This is a genomic window from Dehalococcoidia bacterium, from assembly GCA_025054935.1.
Lineage (GTDB): Bacteria > Chloroflexota > Dehalococcoidia > SpSt-223 > SpSt-223 > JANWZD01.
Map to the genome: position 1 here is coordinate 178,971 of JANWZD010000005.1, position 15,505 is coordinate 194,475.

The 15,505-nt window shown below is 65.3% G+C and carries 14 protein-coding genes and 1 pseudogene; 7 read left to right on the top strand and 8 right to left on the bottom strand.

What is annotated here, in order from left to right:
• Positions 1 to 126: 126 nt before the first annotated feature.
• The 3 genes and pseudogenes from NZ773_08175 to NZ773_08185 all read left to right on the top strand — a co-directional run bounded on the left by NZ773_08175 (position 127) and on the right by NZ773_08185 (position 2,078).
• Positions 127 to 684, top strand: coding sequence for a sigma-70 family RNA polymerase sigma factor (locus tag NZ773_08175; protein MCS6801901.1), 558 nt, complete (start codon positions 127 to 129; stop codon positions 682 to 684).
• Positions 685 to 690: 6 nt separating this feature from the next.
• Entirely contained in the window at positions 691 to 1,110 is a 420-nt protein-coding gene (locus tag NZ773_08180; GenBank protein ID MCS6801902.1) for an acetyl-CoA carboxylase, read from the top strand.
• Positions 1,107 to 2,078: pseudogene (locus NZ773_08185) on the top strand (ketoacyl-ACP synthase III). Before NZ773_08180 ends, NZ773_08185 begins: the two are co-directional and overlap by 4 nt.
• A 400-nt stretch (positions 2,079 to 2,478) precedes the next feature.
• Here the strand turns inward: NZ773_08185 and NZ773_08190 are convergent.
• The 6 genes from NZ773_08190 to NZ773_08215 form a co-directional block, all read right to left on the bottom strand.
• Positions 2,479 to 3,333, bottom strand: coding sequence for a hypothetical protein (locus NZ773_08190; protein MCS6801903.1), 855 nt, complete (start codon positions 3,331 to 3,333; stop codon positions 2,479 to 2,481).
• Positions 3,334 to 3,403: 70 nt separating this feature from the next.
• The gene (locus NZ773_08195) at positions 3,404 to 4,042 is read right to left on the bottom strand and encodes a redox-sensing transcriptional repressor Rex (GenBank protein MCS6801904.1); all 639 of its coding nucleotides are present in this window, start codon (positions 4,040 to 4,042) and stop codon (positions 3,404 to 3,406) included.
• On the bottom strand, positions 4,039 to 4,755 hold the full coding sequence (gene ubiE, locus NZ773_08200) for a bifunctional demethylmenaquinone methyltransferase/2-methoxy-6-polyprenyl-1,4-benzoquinol methylase UbiE (protein ID MCS6801905.1): 717 nt from the start codon (positions 4,753 to 4,755) through the stop codon (positions 4,039 to 4,041). Before ubiE ends, NZ773_08195 begins: the two co-directional genes overlap by 4 nt.
• A 464-nt stretch (positions 4,756 to 5,219) precedes the next feature.
• Positions 5,220 to 7,241 (bottom strand): hypothetical protein, encoded by a 2,022-nt coding sequence (locus NZ773_08205; GenBank protein MCS6801906.1) that lies wholly within the window; start codon positions 7,239 to 7,241, stop codon positions 5,220 to 5,222.
• Between the two features lie 42 nt (positions 7,242 to 7,283).
• Positions 7,284 to 7,637 carry a hypothetical protein gene (locus NZ773_08210; GenBank protein ID MCS6801907.1) on the bottom strand — a complete coding sequence of 118 codons (354 nt, stop codon included), beginning with the start codon at positions 7,635 to 7,637 and terminating at the stop codon, positions 7,284 to 7,286.
• A 143-nt stretch (positions 7,638 to 7,780) separates the two neighbouring features.
• A complete protein-coding gene (locus tag NZ773_08215; protein MCS6801908.1) occupies positions 7,781 to 8,272 on the bottom strand; it encodes a WecB/TagA/CpsF family glycosyltransferase in 492 nt (163 codons plus the stop codon).
• Between the two features lie 202 nt (positions 8,273 to 8,474).
• Here NZ773_08215 and NZ773_08220 point away from each other — a divergent pair, with 202 nt between their 5' ends.
• From NZ773_08220 to NZ773_08230, 3 genes are all read left to right on the top strand, one after another.
• On the top strand, positions 8,475 to 9,662 hold the full coding sequence (locus NZ773_08220) for a glycosyltransferase family 4 protein (GenBank protein MCS6801909.1): 1,188 nt from the start codon (positions 8,475 to 8,477) through the stop codon (positions 9,660 to 9,662).
• Between the two features lie 238 nt (positions 9,663 to 9,900).
• Positions 9,901 to 11,070, top strand: coding sequence for a glycosyltransferase family 4 protein (locus tag NZ773_08225; protein MCS6801910.1), 1,170 nt, complete (start codon positions 9,901 to 9,903; stop codon positions 11,068 to 11,070).
• Positions 11,054 to 12,262: a glycosyltransferase family 4 protein gene (locus tag NZ773_08230; GenBank protein MCS6801911.1), complete on the top strand. Its 1,209-nt coding sequence runs from the start codon at positions 11,054 to 11,056 to the stop codon at positions 12,260 to 12,262. Before NZ773_08225 ends, NZ773_08230 begins: the two co-directional genes overlap by 17 nt.
• Before the next feature lie 26 nt (positions 12,263 to 12,288).
• On the opposite strand, the gene NZ773_08235 is transcribed toward NZ773_08230, so the two are convergent.
• The gene (locus NZ773_08235; protein MCS6801912.1) at positions 12,289 to 13,116 is read right to left on the bottom strand and encodes a class I SAM-dependent methyltransferase; all 828 of its coding nucleotides are present in this window, start codon (positions 13,114 to 13,116) and stop codon (positions 12,289 to 12,291) included.
• Positions 13,117 to 13,243: 127 nt separating this feature from the next.
• The gene (locus NZ773_08240) at positions 13,244 to 14,716 is read right to left on the bottom strand and encodes a Wzz/FepE/Etk N-terminal domain-containing protein (protein MCS6801913.1); all 1,473 of its coding nucleotides are present in this window, start codon (positions 14,714 to 14,716) and stop codon (positions 13,244 to 13,246) included.
• A gap of 302 nt (positions 14,717 to 15,018) precedes the next feature.
• Between NZ773_08240 and NZ773_08245 the strand changes: the two genes are divergently transcribed.
• Positions 15,019 to 15,505, top strand: a 487-nt coding sequence (locus NZ773_08245; GenBank protein ID MCS6801914.1) for an NAD-dependent epimerase/dehydratase family protein, incomplete at its 3' end; no start/stop codon positions are given.

Below are 15,505 nucleotides of genomic sequence, written 5' to 3' on the forward strand. Positions count from 1 at the left end.
TGCCTCGCGGCCTGTCAGCGCTGCCTGCGCGCTCCCGATTCGACCGGCTCGAGCGTGCTAGGCTAGAATTCGCCGCAGTTTGCGTCCGGACTCGCCCTGCCCGAGGGGGATGGCATGGAAGGCGGTATGTCCAGCGAGCCCGATGGCGTTCTCATTCAGCGCGCGAAGGAGCAGGTTTCTGCCTTCGGCGCGCTCTACGAGCGGCATGTTGACCGGGTCTTTGGGTACGTCCTTGCGCGTGTCGGCGACCCCGCCGAGGCCGAGGATGTGACGGCGCGCGTCTTCCTCCAAGCGCTTACCCATCTTCCTGGCTACACAGACCGCGGCGCGCCGTTTTCCGCCTGGCTGTTCCGCATTGCGCACAATTTAGTGGCAAACTGGCATCGCGAGCGCGAGCGCCGCCAGCGCGCTCTCGGGGAAATGCTGCGCCAAGAGCTTGACCGCACGAGTGAGCGCTTGGAGGCGCTGACCCGGCATGACGCCCTCGTCCAACTGCGCAACGCCCTCCAGAGCTTGCCGCTGGACCGCCAACGGCTGCTCACGCTCAAGTTTGTCGACGACCTCTCGAACGCGGAGATCGGCCGGCTAATGGGGCGGAGCGAAGGCGCAATAAAGGCGCTCCTGCACCGCACAGTCGCCACCCTGCGCCGGGCGCTGAGAACAATGGACGACGCCCTTGCGTGAGTCGGCGTGACGGTGTCGCCGACCTGGCCGACGACCCTGCGCTCGCTCTTGGCTGAGCTTGCCGCGAGCGGGGTCGACGAGTTCGAATTCGCAAGCGGCGACACGCGACTGCGGATTCGCCGGAAGCCGGGGCAACTGGCGGCGGCGCGCGACGCTTCTGCAGCCGCAGTGCCGCCGGTCCGCGGCGCAACGATCGTCGCGCCGCTGGCAGGGATCTTCTATCGCGCTGCCTCGCCCGGCGCGGAGCCGTTCGTTCGCGAAGGAGATACGGTCGCACCGGGGCAGCCGATCGGCCTGATCGAGGCGATGAAAGTGTTCAACGAAGTGCGCGCTGACCGCGGCGGGCGGATTGTCCGCTTCCTGGTCGACAATGGTCAGCTCGTTCGGGCGGGCGACCCGCTCGTGGAGCTGGAGGAAGCGGAATGAGCCGCGTTCGGATCGTCGGCTGGGGCAAGCATCTTCCGAGCAAGGTGGTGACGAACGACGATCTGGCGCTGATCGTCGACACCTCCGACGAGTGGATCCGGACCCGCACCGGCATTCAAACGCGCCGGATCGCGCAGGATGACGAGAGCGCCGCGTCGCTGGGCGCGGCGGCGGCGTGTCGGGCGCTCGAACGAGCAGCAATCGCGCCGACAGAGGTCGACCTGATCATCTGCGCGACGGCAACCCCCGACCGCATCTTTCCCTCGACTGCCTCGCTTATCCAGCATGCGATCGGTGCCACGCGGGCTGCTGCTTTCGACCTCGGTGCGGCCTGCTCCGGGTTCGTCTACGCCTTTGTCACTGCGGCGCAGTTCATTGCCAGCGGCGCCTACCGCACGGTGCTGGTTGTGGGAAGCGAGATTTTCAGCCGAATCCTCGACTGGAGCGATCGCAACACGTGCGTGCTGTTTGGCGACGGCGCCGGCGCAATGGTGCTGCAAGCCGGTGAGGGCGAGGAGGATGTCCTCGGCTTCACCCTCCGCTCTGATGGAAGCGGCGCCGACCTCCTCTACGTGCCCTGCGCGACCGGAGTGAAGGCGTTCCAGCCGCCGGATGGACGGCCCGCCCTGCGGATGCAGGGCAGCGAGGTGTTCAAGTTCGCCGTTCAAGCGATCGTCGAGTCGACCCAGGCAGTGGTTGCGGCGGCAGGGCTGGACCTCGCGGAGGTCGACATGATCGTCGCTCATCAGGCCAATGAACGTATCCTCCGCTCGGCAGCGAAGCAGCTGGGGCTGCCTGGGCGGAAGTTCTATCAGAACCTCCAGCGGTACGGGAACACCTCTGCGGCGTCGATCCCGATCGCGTTCACGGAAGCAGTCGAAGAGGGCAAGATCCGGTCCGGAGACAAGGTGATCTTCGTCGGGTTTGGAGGCGGGCTCGCCTGGGGCGCGGTGCTTGTCCAGTTCGGCGTCCGCGCCGCGAGCGCGCCGCGCCGTCCATTTCCTGCCACGGTCTGGCACAAGGCGCAGGACGTCAGGCGGTGGCTTCCTCTCGGGCGCCGCCGTCCTCTGCCCTAAGCAGTCGCCGGTCCGACGGACCGGCGACATGGCAATGGAGGCGAGCCGCGCTCTAGCGCGACGAGACCTTCCACGTGCTCAGCATATGCGTGCCGGCGATCGCCAGCACCGCTGAAACGAGCGAGACGAGCAGCAATCCTGAGATGGTTCCAAGGTGTTCGATCATGGCGCGAATCTCCTGAGTGCAGGATGGCTCCAGTATTGCGTGCTATCCTGCTCGCGCCATTGTCCGGGCGGCGGGACTTTGGGCGCGACCTCCGGTCAGGGGCAGCGCTGTCCAAAAGGACAGCGTTTAGGGACGGGGCGATGGGGAGGGGCTGGCAGTAGGCGTCTGCGGTGGGGGAGTAGCCGTTGCCGGAAGCTGGCTGGGCGGCGTGATGGCGGGCGGCCGCGTTGGCGGGCGATAGCCGGGCTGGGTGGCGATGGCGGGTGGCCGAGTCGGGGGGCGATAGCCGGGTTGGCCGGGCAGGGCCGTCGCTGCTCCCGCCGGTGTCGTCATGGCGTCGGCGCGCACCTCGAAGCGGACAGCCCCGACGGTCTCCCGCTGCCCATCGGGACCGACGAGGGCAAGCCGGAACTGATACTGCCCCGGCGGGAAGGGCTGCCGAAGGGCATACCACCACGTTGTGCCCGTCATGGACTCAGCGACTTGGACGATATCGGGCGGCCGAATCTCTGTCGCTCTGCCGCTGCCCTCGACCCGCTCCCAGATGACGAGGGCCTCTCCGCGATAGCCGCGCGGAACCCACTCATAGATGACCCGGCCGGCCATGCCGCGATTATCCGCGGGAAAGGCGGAAGCGGCACTGTGATACTGGCCATCGGGGCCGATTGGCGCGACCTTCACGACGCGGACGACGGGCTTGCCGCTCGCACCGGCGACGAGGCGAGGACCAACACCGCTCCAGAGGATGCCGACGCCGCCCCCAAGCATGACGCACAGCACGGCGAGACAGCCAAGCGCTGGTGGGATGAAGGGCAGTGGTCCCCCGCGGTGCGCCGACCCTGCGGCGGCGGGACGGGAAGCAGCGGCTGGCTCGGGACTGGGCGGCGGAGAGGGGGCGAGCGCCTCATCGAGAGGGGGGGGCGCCTCGCTTGTCGAGGTGGCGTCCTGGGAGGAAGGTAGTTCGTGGGGCGGCTCGTGCACGGCTCTCCTCACTCGCCCGGAGTGCTCCTACGATAGCGCGATGTCCGCGGGTTTGCGATCCCCTTGCTGGTCAGGGAAGAGCATTCTCGGCGTGTTTGAGGTAGTACGTCATCGATTGGAGGGCAACGACAGGGTCGATGTCGCGCACGCGGACATGCGGCGGAACGCTAAGGGTGATCGGCGCGTAGTTCAAGAGCCCGGTGACGCCGACAGCGACAAGCTGGTCGACGACCGTCTGCGCCTGCGCGGCGGGTACGGCGACGATCCCGATATCGAGCCGCTCTGCCCGAGCAACGGTGGCGAGGTCGTCCATCGAACGGACGATCAGGTCGCCGACCGCGGTGCCGATCTTCGCCGGGTCGTTATCGAAGAGCGCGACGACGCGGAAGCCCTCGGACGCGAAGCCGGGGTAGCTGGCGATCGCGCGGCCGAGCCGGCCGATGCCGATGATCGCCATCCGCCATTCGCGGTCGAGCCCCAGGATGCGGCGGATCTCGGTCTTGAGATGAGCAACGTCGTAGCCGGTGCCCTGCTTGCCGAATTCTCCGAAGTAGCTGAGGTCCTTGCGGATTTGGGCGGGGGTAACGCCGAGGAGGCGGCCGAGGTCGAGGGAGCTGATGACGGCGGTCCCCCGCGCTTCCAGCTGGGCGAGCGCGCGCGCGTAGATGGGCAGCCGGCGAACGACAACTTCAGGAATGCGCGAACTCACGGTGCGGCCTCGAGCGGCTTCGTGCCCCAGTGGATGGCGATCGTACCGAAGTTCAGCGGTTCGTACTCGGGGAAGAGCAGACCGCATTCGGCGAAGAGGGTACGTAGGGCCTCAGCGTCGGGAAAGTGGTCGACCGACTGGGGCAGGTAACGATAGGCGGCGAAGCTGCCGGAGACGAGCCCGCCGATGAGGGGGACAACCCGGTGAAAGTAGAGCCGGAAGAGAGGAGCAATCCACGGCAGGAGAGGACGCGTCAACTCGAGGCAAACCACCCGTCCCCCCGGGCGGACGACACGGATCATCTCGGCGAGGGCGCGGCGCAGGTCCGGGAGATTGCGCAAGCCGAACCCGATGGTGACGCCATCGAAGCTGTTGTCGCGAAATGGAAGCGCAAGGGCATCGCCCTCGACGCGGGCGATCCGGCCGGATGCGCGGACCTTCGCATCGCCCGCAAGGAGCATCGGGCGGGAGAAATCGAGGCCGACCACGAAGGGGGCAAGCGTTGCGAGGTCGGTGGCGATGTCGCCGGTGCCGGTTGCAACGTCGAGGAAGCGCTCTCCCACGATCGGAGCGGCGATCTCGGCGGCGCGGCGCTGCCAGCGGCGATACTGGCCGAACGTCATGATGGCGTTCATCAGGTCGTAGTGACCGGCGATGCGGTCGAACATGCGCCGGACGTAGCGCGCGCGCGCCGCGCCGCGGAGATGCGCCATCCTCGGCGGCCTCCCGCTGGGGAGTGGAGTAAGCTGTCGACCCTCGCGTCGACGGTGCCGCAAGCAGAAGCGCAAGGCCACAAGCGGCATTTGTACATTCTATCACAATCATGTCCCTCGCATGCGCCGAGAAGCGAGCAGAAGCGCGGGCAGGGAAGACGGCTGCTTTCGAGGTCAGGGCGGGCGCGCTCCGCACGCTGGACCAGATGGAAGATGCGGAGGGGGAAAGCGGCTGCCTGGCACGCGACGCGCTCCTGATGCTCGCGGCGAAGAGGCGCAACAGGCGCTTGCCGTGCCGACCACGGCGTGGGCCGAGGGCGCAGCGCGTCCGCTAGCCCGGCTCGCATTCAGGTCCTCGGCTGCGCCGGGACGGCCGCTGCTTAGACGAGAGCGCGGGGTTCTCGCCGATGCCGATCCCGCTCCCGGCGCACCTTGCTGTCCGGCGCGTTCTCTTCGCGGCAGCGTTATCGCCGACGGTAGCCTGGCGTTCCGAAGGGGTTCGTAGCGTGAATGACCTGCAGCGCGGTGGTGATGTCATCCCAGTAGACGAAGAGGGGGTTCCCGTCGGAGCCGATTGTGACTGCTGTGTGCCATCCTGAGGACGCCGCCGGCACGCGGCCGATGTCCTGAATAGTCAATCGCGTGCCGCTGCAGTCGAAGTCGGTGCAGAGAAGGCCGCGCAGCTGCGCAGTCGGCGGATGGACATAGAAGATGAACGCCTGACCGGTGGGGAGGACCGTCACCGACGGCATCCGTGCGCCGCTCGGTCCTGAGAACTGGTTGGCGGTGGAACAGGCGTCGTTGGCGCAGCGGAAGAGGTCGAGCCGGTTCACGCTCTCGTTGCGTGCCACGAGCAAGGGGCGGCCTGTGGCGAGGATTGTGGCGGCGAACTCGGAGAAGGGCGTTCCCGAGCTGTCGATATCGCCGGTTGTTCCGCCGCTGGCGCAGGTTGTGGGGGATTGGCACGCGAAGTAGCGAATGCCGGCGGGGCTGCTCGTCTTCTTGCTGAAGACAAAGGGAAGCCCCGTTCCTGGAAAGGTGACGGCGGTCGCCCATTGCCCAATGCCGGCGCTGTCGACGGCGGCGACGTCTGCGGCGGGGACGAAGGTCGTGCACGCCGCATCTTGACACTGGATCACCTTCAGCCGCGTGAGCGACGCATCGTAGTAGGCGATGAAAACCTGCCCATTGCCGTTCTCGTCGTCGTCCTTCATGACCGTGACCGACGTGTACAGCCCTGTATTGCCGCTCTCGTCGAGCGTGGTAATGGTGGCGGAGGTGCAGCGGAGATTGTGGCAGTGCGCGACCTTGAGCGCCGTATTCGTAACGTCGTAGTAGCTGATAATGCCGCGACCATCCGGCCCGATCGTCAGCGACGTGAACTGGCCGACGTCGCTCGTTGCGCCGTCAAGGGTTGAGATGGTCGCCGTTGAGCAGGCGATGTCCTCGCAGTGCGCCACTTTCAAGTCGCCGTTGGTGCGGTCGTAGTAGCTGATCAAGGCCAATCCGTCGACACCGATTGCGACAGCGGGCCACTCCCCGACATTGGTCGTCTGGCCGTCGAGAAGTGTCCGCGCGATGGTCGGTCGCGGCGCCGCCGCTACGCTGAACTCGGTGCCGGCGAGCGTAAGCCCCATGCCGGCGGCGTAGGTGGTGTCGAGGTCGTTCTGACACGCCCACGTGGTGCCCGTCCACTTCGGCACGTGCCCTGTCGAGCAGGGGGAGGGAGCGCCGATGGCCGCAAGCGGAGTGGGGATGCCGGTGAGGCCGGCGAACGGCGCTGCCGAGGCAGTGAGAGCAGCGGTCGCAGAGAGAGCGTGAGCGGCTGTGTAGGCAGCGGTGGCGGTAAGCGCGGTCGTTGCACTCAGCGCTGTCGTCGCGCTCTGGGCAGCGGTTGCGCTGAGCGCGCTCGTTGCAGTGACGGCGGTTGCAGCGGTCGATGCCGAAATTGCGCCGAGGGCGGTCGTTGCGGTCGCTGCCGTCGTTGCGGTGAGGGCGGTTGCCGCCGTCAAGGCGGAAGCTGCGCTGAGGGCGGTCGTTGCACTCAGCGCTGTCGTCGCGGTGGTTGCCGTCAGGGCGGTGCCGGCGGCGAGCGAAAACAGGGCGTACGGCGTGGGGGTAAGGGCGGTGCGCGGGAGGAGCGTGGTCATCCCGGGGTCTCCTGCGCACTGGACTGCGATTTCGAGAAAACGAGCATGGCCGGGGAAGGCGCCTGCGCCGAAGTCGAGGACGGTGGAAAAGAGCCCTTGGCTCACTAGGAGACCAGAACGCGTGAGCGTCGCGCCGATCTGGATGCCGCCTGTTTCAGCGTCGAACAGCCGGAACTCGAAATCGCAGGCGCCGGTGTGGGGAACGCCAGCGCGCGCCAGGTGTCCTTGATAGGTGAACGCAGTGGGGAGCGGCGTGCCGAGAGTGCCCGGCCCTGGGGGCGGCGCTGCTCGGACGAGGAGCGCGCTGAAGAGGGCTGCGCTGACAGCTGCGACCAAGGGTGCGAACTGAAGGCGGGCCATAGTGCACCGTTCCGGAGATTAGTCGCCGTTCGCGTAGAGAGCGCTCTTGGGGAGGTAAACCGTGTTGAAGCGAGGAGTTGGAGCGGTCGGGGGTGCTGGGGTGGGGGCGTCGAGTGGAGGAGGAGGCGTGACCGCCGCGTGGAGAAATCCTGCGGTCAGGCGATACTGCTCTCCTGCAGCAGAGCCCACGCTCAGCTGGCCGACAGCACCGACCAGCTGGAAGGCAGAGGCAGCGCTCAGCCCTCCGCCGCCATCGTGACGGTCGCGAGTGAGTGAATAGGGAGCGGGCGCTGCGCCTGCAGTCGGTCGAACAGGGAGGACCATCATCAGCGCCAAGACCGAGCCGGCGACCCCTGCCAGAACTGCGCGCATGAGGGCCATCCAATCGTTTGTTCTCTTGGCGCCGGCGGCCATTGTACTCTTTTGCTTGCGCACTGTCCAGCCGCCCCTCGCTTTGCGAAGGAGATGACCCGAGAGCAGCGGGTCGAGGGACGGGGGGCTTGCAGGCGGTGGAGCTACTGCCGGTAGCGTTCGGCGAAGAGCGGGAATTGCCGCCAGCCGAACCGTTGCTGCACGACCCACCAGAAGAAGATGGGATCCTCGAGAAGGGAGCGTCGTCCGAGCCGCTTGGGGTCTTGCGGAATGCGAAACAGCCATTCGAGGCCGACCTTGGTCATCCACCCGGGAGGGACCGGGACATCGCCAGACATCCGGTCGAACGTCGAGCCGACCCCGATCATGACGGGGATACCCATGCGGTGCTGATGGCGTGCCATGAAGAACTCCTGTCGTGGCGTCCCCATCGCGACAGCCAGGATTTCGAGTCCATCCGGGACAGCGCGTTCGGCGGCCTTGAGCATGGTGAACAACGCCGGACTGTGTTGCGCCTGCGTGATGTAGTCGACATTCGGTGTAACGATAAGATGGGGCTTATGGCTTGCGATCATGGGCTCAATCGAGGCGAGCGTTTCGGCCCAAGTACCGTCGCGGACGCCGACGCCGAGAATGAAACGTCTCTGCTACGGATCGGCGGAGAGGATGCTGGAGATCTAGCGGAACTGACGGCGCGCGTTGGGGCGGCTTCTTCGCGGGAGAGCAGCCTTCAGAAGCACGGGATGCAGAACTGCGTGCGGCTCATGTGGCACGCTGCTGCCCCCTCTGATACCATCAGGGCTGTTCTTGCGATGCGCTGATCTCTTCGAGCGGCTCGTGCGAATTCTGTTCCTCAACCATAACGTGGCGTTCACTGGAGGGACATTCAATCGTGCCCTCGACATTGGGCACTACCTCTCGACGAGAGGGCATGAGGTCACGCTTTTGTCGATCAGCAAGTCGAATCGATGGGCATTCTCTGAGAAGTGGGTACGAGGTGTTCACCTGTTCGAGACACCAGATTTGCTTGTCGGGCGTGCCCGAACAGGCTGGGACCTGTATGATGCCTTGCGCCGAGCAGGGTTTGTTGCTAAGCGAGACTGGGATCTGATCCACGCGTGGGACTGTCGCCCTGTTGTTATTCTTCCTGCGCTGGTTGCGCGTCGCGTGAGCGGCGCCCCGCTATTTATCGACTGGTGTGACTGGTGGGGGCGCGGCGGCACCATCCAAGAGCGCTCCGGCTGGGTCGTGCGTACATTCTTCGGCCCGGTCGAGACATTTTTTGAAGAGGCGTTCCGTACCTCTGCCGATCGGACGACCGTGATCTCGACGGCGCTCAGAGAGCGCGCGGTCAGGCTCGGGGTGCCTCGCGAAACGATCCACCTCATGCCGCACGGGTGCGACCCTGTGCACGTTCAGCCTCGCGACCGCGCGGCGGCGCGAGCGCGGCTGGGATTGCCGCCCGCTATCTCTCTCATCGGCTCGGTCGGCAGGCTCCAGGGTCGCGATGGCAGCTTGATGTGGGAGACAGTGCGCCTAGTGGTGGCAGCGCGTCCCGCAACGCAGCTCGTCTTGATCGGAGATCATCGGGCTCAGGTGCCGTCAGACCTCCGTGCTGGCGGCCACATCATCGAGACGGGGTTTGTGTCGGACGATGAGCTGGCTGACTATGTCGCGGCTGCCGACCTCATGCTGACACCGCTTGCGGACACCATTGCGAGCCGTGGACGCTGGCCCTCGAAGGTGAATTACTATCTGAGCGCCGGCAAAGCGGTTGTCCTCAGCCGGGTCGGCGACCTCCCCCTCCTGCTGGAACAGGAGCGGGCCGCTCTTGTGTGCGCCCCCACCAGCGCTGACCTTGCTCGCGGAGTTCTTCATCTTCTCGAACAGCCCCACCTGCGAGCTGAGCTCGAACGGCACGCCCGTCGGGTCGCGGAAACCCTCCTCTCGTGGTCGGCGCTTGTGGATAAATTAGAGCTCCTATATCGGGCGGCGGAGCGCACATCGGCGCGCGTCCGACGATGAAACGTTGGGTCCTTGGGCGCAGAATGGAGCAACTGTTGAGGAGTGCGCTTGATGCGGAAAGGCAGTGTCGGGGAACGGCCCGTCCTCGACAGAGCGCGGCCCCTTCGCTCTATGGGCACGGTCTGGCGCAAGTGAGGAGAACGCCTGCGGACTATGCAGTCGGCGAGAAAGCGGGTTCCGGATGACGCTGCTTGAACCCTCACAGCCAGAGACTCGGCATACGAGGCAGGAGCCGATCGTGGGACCGGTCTCCCGCCGGCCGCGCGTGCTGCTCGTCAGCCATACCTATCTGCACGGCGGGTATGAGGGAAAGCTGCAGGCGTTGGCCGATCAGGTAACGCTGCGGCTCTGCCTGCCGGAACACTTCTTCAACGACTACGGTTCCCCAATGGCGGCGCCTCGGGGCGAGCGCTACGAGCTTGCGCTTTATCCTCCGTGGTTCCCGATCAAGAAACGCTCTTCCACCCGCTGGGTTCTCGCTTCCCTGGACCTTGGAATGCGGCGGTTTCAGCCCGACATCGTCCATATCGAGAATGAGATCCACAGCTTTGTGGTCTTCCAAGCGCTTGCGCAGCGAAGGTTGTTCGCGCCGCACGCCAAAATCGTGGTGTTCTTCTGGAACAATCTGCCGCTCGCAGGGCGGAAAGCGCTGCCTCTCCGCGTCCTGACGGCGTTAGCCCGCCCCCGAATAGCGCTCTTCTTTGCCGGCAACCAAGCAGGACGCGAACTGCTTCTGCGCGAAGGCGTTTCGCCGAAGCGCGTGATTGTGCTGCCTGCATTTGGGATAGACCGCGCTTGGGTCCGAACGCTGTCGCCGGAGCAGCGCGCGCAGCGCCGGCGGGCGTACGGCATCGGCGAGGAGGAAGTGGTCCTCCTCTATGTGGGGCGGTTTGTCCCTGAGAAGGGGATTGACGATCTCCTTGCGGCGCTCCGCTTCCTTGCGCATGAGGGTCCGCCGGTCCGCCTCCTGTGTGTCGGTGATGGGCCGATGAAACCGTTGCTGCTCGCCTCTGCGCCGCTGGCGCAGGTCTACTCGCCTGGCGGGCGAGAAGCGGTGCAGCCGTTCTATGAGGCGGCCGACCTGCTCGTTCTGCCGTCGCGAACAACGCCGAACTGGGCAGAACAGTTCGGCCGCGTGCTGGTCGAAGCGATGGCAGTCGGTGTGCCGGCAATCGGGTCGAGCTCAGGAGCGATCCCGGAAGTGATCGGCGACCCCGCCCTGATCTTTCCGGAGCGCGACCCGGCTGCGCTCGCGCAGCTCATCGACCGCTTGCGCCGGGACCCCGCACGGCGTCTTTCCGCTGGGCGCGCCGGGCAAGAACGGGTCGTGCGTCAGTACACCAATGAGGTGATCGCGGCCCGCACCGTCGAAGCCTATCGAGCGCTGCTCAATGGCGACCTCTCCTAAGGCCGGCATGCTGACGATTGGGATCGACAACGTTTCCCCCGGAGAGGCGACCGCTCGCGCTGCACCGGGCGGAATGCGGCTCTATCTGCAGGCGCTGACGCGCGAGTTTGCGCGCTTACGGCCGACCTTTCGCTTTGTCCTGTTCACTCCTGAGTGGGCGGACGACCTTTTCGACGGCCAGCTGCCTGCAGGAGTAGAGGTCGTGCAATTGAAAGGCGTGCCGCGTCGGAAGTCACTCCGCGTGCTCTATCAGCAGGGGCAGCTTGCCGCCGCAGTGAACCGGCGCGGGGTTGACGTCTTCTTCGCGACGGCGACGGTCGCGCCGTTGTTCCTGCGAATGCCCGTCGTTGTGGCGATCCAATTTCTGCAGTTTTATGAAACTCCTCTCATTCGTGACCCGCTGCGGACGGCGTATCTGCGCTGCCTCGTGCCGTTGTCGGCGCGCCGAGCGACCCGACTGATTACCTTCTCCGAGAGCGCCCGGCAAGACCTGCGGCGGTATGTCGGCGTCTCTCCCGAGAAGGTAGTCGTCATTCCGCATGGGCTGTCTGAGGAGGTATGGGCGGCGGCGGAAGGGAGAGGTCCGGAAGGGGAGGGCCCGCGCCTGACGGGCGGCCGGCCGTTCATTCTCTATGTCTCGGCAACGTATCCCTACAAGAACCATCACCGTCTGATTGAGGCATTTGCGCAGCTGAAGCGGGCTCGGCCGACTGACCATGTGCTTTTGCTCGTTGGCAGTGAGGCGGGGGTCTCGTTTGCGTCATTGCGTGAGACCGCCCGCAAGGCAGGCGTTGCCGATGCAGTGATCATCGCTGGGCGGGTTGCGCATGCGGCGCCGCTCTATCGGCAGGCAGCCCTCGCGGTGATCCCCTCGCTTGCGGAAACGTTTGGGTATCCTCTCCTTGAAGCGATGGCCTGCGGGTGTCCAGTCGTGACGTCGAATTGCAGCAGCCTCGCTGAATTAGCGGGTGATGCGGCCATCCTAGTCGACCCGCACGACCCGGCGTCGATTGCTGCAGGGCTTGAGCGCGGCTTGTTTGATGAGCGCGAGCGGGCGCGGCTTATTGCTCGCGGCCGCGAACGCGCACAGCCGTATCGCTGGTCAAGGAGCGCCGAGGCGACGCTCGCTGTGCTCGAAGCAGCGGCAATGCAGTCGGCGGCTGTCGCGAAGCCACGCGAGGATGCGGTGTAGTGGCGAGGACAATCCCCGGAGGGAAATTACTGGCAAGAGTTGCTTGAACCGTGATTGGGAGTGAGAGCGGAGCGCTTTTCGCTCATAAGGGGCTCTCGTTTCGGCTCCGCAACGAGGAGATAGCCGATCGCTACCCGCTTGCCTCTGAAGAAGCTGTCGAGCGTCAAGGCGAGAAATTGCAGCAAAACGAGAACCGGCAGGACGAGAAGGATGCCGGGAGTTCGTCGTCGCCGGGTGCCGGTGCGGGGCGCAACGGTGTCATAGAGCGCTTGCCCGATCAGCGAACCGAGAACGACTGCCCACCAGCCGCCTCGCCGCTTTACCTCGCGCACGCGAAATCCTGCGCGCTCGGCGAACGCCTTCAGGCCAAATGCCGTGTAGCGGGTGTAGTCGTACGGTTCCTCGTGCAGCGGCTCGAAAAATGGCGCCGAGAGGATGAGCGTCCCGCCCTCAGCAATAACGCGGGGCGCCTCTCGGAGGAGCAGGTCGGGGTCGGGGACATGCTCGATCACCTCCGTGCACAGGATGACGTCAGCAATCCCGGAGCGAAAGGGCAAGGAGCAGGCGTCAGCGAAGATGTCTGGTCCTCGTTCCGCCTCGAACCGGCCGGGAAGGTCGACCCCAAGATAGTCGACGACATGCGGCCTGAGCATCGGCTCGTAAGGACGGCGTCCACAGCCGATGTCGAGCAGTCGCTTGACTTTCCTCTCGCGGGGAAAGGCCGCGGCGACGAGCCGTTCTTGATACCATGCGCCGAGTCGGCGGGGATGAAGCCACGTTCGCGCAAGCGCTGCGCGAAGGCGGAAGAAGGGCTGCCTGAAAGCTCGGCCTTGCCCGGCTCGGAAGACTGTCATAACGGACCCGTCGTCGTCACGAAGTGGTCAGCACTGCCGTGTTGGCAGTGAGAGTGCCAGCGCGCCCGTCATAGTTTTGCACAACGAGGCCGGCGCGCAGCAGCAAAGACGCATCGCGAGGCCTCGCTTACATCTCCGAACGCATAGACAGCTGGTGATTGCGCAGCGCGCGGATGCCGGCAAGAACTGTGCCGCCGATCAAACCAAGAGCGGCACCCCCGAGAAGCCAAGTCGGGACTGGCGCATGGGCGTCGACGGGCTCGGTTGTCGAGACCACAATCGCGCGGCCGGACGATGCGGCGGCAATCAGGGTCTCTTGGACCTTGGCGACGAGCGCGGCCCGAGCATCGCGGGTCAGCTTTGCGTCAGTGGTGAGCGCCTCGAAGCGGAACTGCGCCGCCTGACGCTCGGCTTCTTTGCGGGCGAGGTCAGCGCTGAGCGCGGCGATACCGTGGCGCAAAGCGTCGTCTCGGTCGCCGAGCTGTCCTACGGGGAACGGCTGGCTGTCTGCGCTGGGCAAGCTGGCGAGCGTGGCGGCAGTGGCGGCGAGTGAGTCGAGCACCTCGGCTTTTCGCTGCTCGACAAGGCGCAGAAATGCTTCAACATCGCTCAGCAAGGTGTCCGAGCTGAGGGATTGCCCTGTTATGACGGAGAGGTCAAGCTGGAAAATGGTTGCTGGAGATGCGGGGCGGTTTTCGGGCGTGTCCGGCTGTTCGAGGCGGGATGCGCTGAGCAGCGCGAGGTCGCGTTGGAGGAGGAAGAGCGAGACTGCCGCCGCCGCTCTGCTCGCTGGGGATTGGGTGCTGGCCCGCAGCTGTTCCCGCAGCGTGAGCCCGTTCTGGCGAAGCTCCTCGAGCTTCCCGAGCAGGGAATACGCTCGCCCAATCTCACTCTCAATCGCCAGCCGACGCTCTGCGCTCAGAGTATCGAGGAGCTGCTTCTGCTGCGTGATGCGCTGCCCCAGAAGTGGGAGCGGCGAGGTCTCAAGAAATCGGACGACCGCTGCTTCTGCTGCTTCATTTGCGGCCGTCGCCTCGGCGAGGCGGGCCTCGAGCAGCCGCAGGTCTTGCTCGGTTGTCGCGTACACCTCATCCAAGCGGGCGACGACGGCCTCGGTATACGCGGTGACGGCAAGCGCAGCTAACTCTGGAGAGGGCGCGCTTACGCGAAGAGTGATAAGGTTGCCGCGAATTTGCGGGTGCAGCGCAGCCTGAGCGACGGCCGCGTTGGCAGCGGCGGCATCTGCTGCCAGCGCGGCAGCCCGGGCCGAAGCCGCCGTTCGCGTCTGCTGGCTGGTGATGATCGCCCGATATTCCTCAGCACGACTGGTCGGGGGGACGCCCGAGGTAAAGATGTCGACTGTCGTGAACTTGGGGTCGAGTTGGAGGCGATACTTTGATCCGGTCAGGACGATCTGCGACTCGGCGCTGTAGCGCGGCGCGATGATCCGAATTGCAAGTCCGCTTGTTGCGCCGAGAAGCGCGCCGATCACGGCGCAAGCGAGGATTGTCCGCCGCCCGTGCCACACCGCGCGCCACAGCTGACCGAGGTCCAAGCGAATGGTACTCTGCTCGACGATGACGGCGGGAGGGGCGCTCATGCTTCGCGGGCACCTTTCATCGCTCGAGAGTCGCTGGGGCCTAATAGTAGTCAATGCCTCCCTTCGTGGCTACTGTCAGCAGCAGGGGAGGAACCCCCTGCTCTGCTCGGATAAGGCAGCAGCTCTCGCTGGGGGAACGAGACCCGGGTGGCTCTCTTTATTGGCCGCTCTGCAAGAACAGGTGACGCTCCCTTCGCCTATCTCAGCTACCGATTCATATGCTATCCTTGCGCCTCGGCTAGTGCGGGCGCTCTTCGAGCGCAGCATCCCCGTGGGACAAGAACCGCAGGCGAGGGAAGAGAATGGCGCTTCGCGCAGTAGTGACTGGCGCTGGTGGGTTCATTGGGCACCATCTTGTGCGATATCTGAAAGCTCGAGGCTACTGGGTACGCGGGGTTGATCTTCATCTCCCTCTCTATGAACCATCCCCAGCTGATGAATTTCTTCTCCTAGATTTGCGTTCTCGCGAGAACTGTCGCATTGCGACGGCAAATGTGGACGAGGTCTATGCTCTCGCGGCCGATATGGGCGGGATGGGCTATATCTCGAGCAATCACGCAACCATTCTGCGCGATAACAGCCTGATCGATATCTTTACCCTCGACACTGCAGCAGAGAATGGTGCATCTAGGCTGTTCTACGCCTCGTCGGCATGTGTCTATCCCGAGTACCGTCAAATGGAGGCGGCTATCCCCGGGTTACGCGAAGAAGACGCCTACCCTGCAGCGCCGCAAGATGCCTATGGCTGGGAAAAACTGATGGCCGAGCGTCTCTGTCAGCATTATCGTG

What these genes read in the sequence shown, in the direction of transcription:
- ubiE (MCS6801905.1), bottom strand. Translation starts at nt 4,755, where the DNA reads ATGGCGCATCTCCGCGGCGCGGCGCGCGCGCGCTACGTCCGGCGCATG.
- NZ773_08210 (MCS6801907.1), bottom strand. Translation starts at nt 7,637, where the DNA reads ATGCGCGCAGTTCTGGCAGGGGTCGCCGGCTCGGTCTTGGCGCTGATG.
- NZ773_08240 (MCS6801913.1), bottom strand. Translation starts at nt 14,716, where the DNA reads ATGAGCGCCCCTCCCGCCGTCATCGTCGAGCAGAGTACCATTCGCTTG.
- NZ773_08235 (MCS6801912.1), bottom strand. Translation starts at nt 13,116, where the DNA reads ATGACAGTCTTCCGAGCCGGGCAAGGCCGAGCTTTCAGGCAGCCCTTC.
- NZ773_08175 (MCS6801901.1), top strand. Translation starts at nt 127, where the DNA reads ATGTCCAGCGAGCCCGATGGCGTTCTCATTCAGCGCGCGAAGGAGCAG.
- NZ773_08230 (MCS6801911.1), top strand. Translation starts at nt 11,054, where the DNA reads ATGGCGACCTCTCCTAAGGCCGGCATGCTGACGATTGGGATCGACAAC.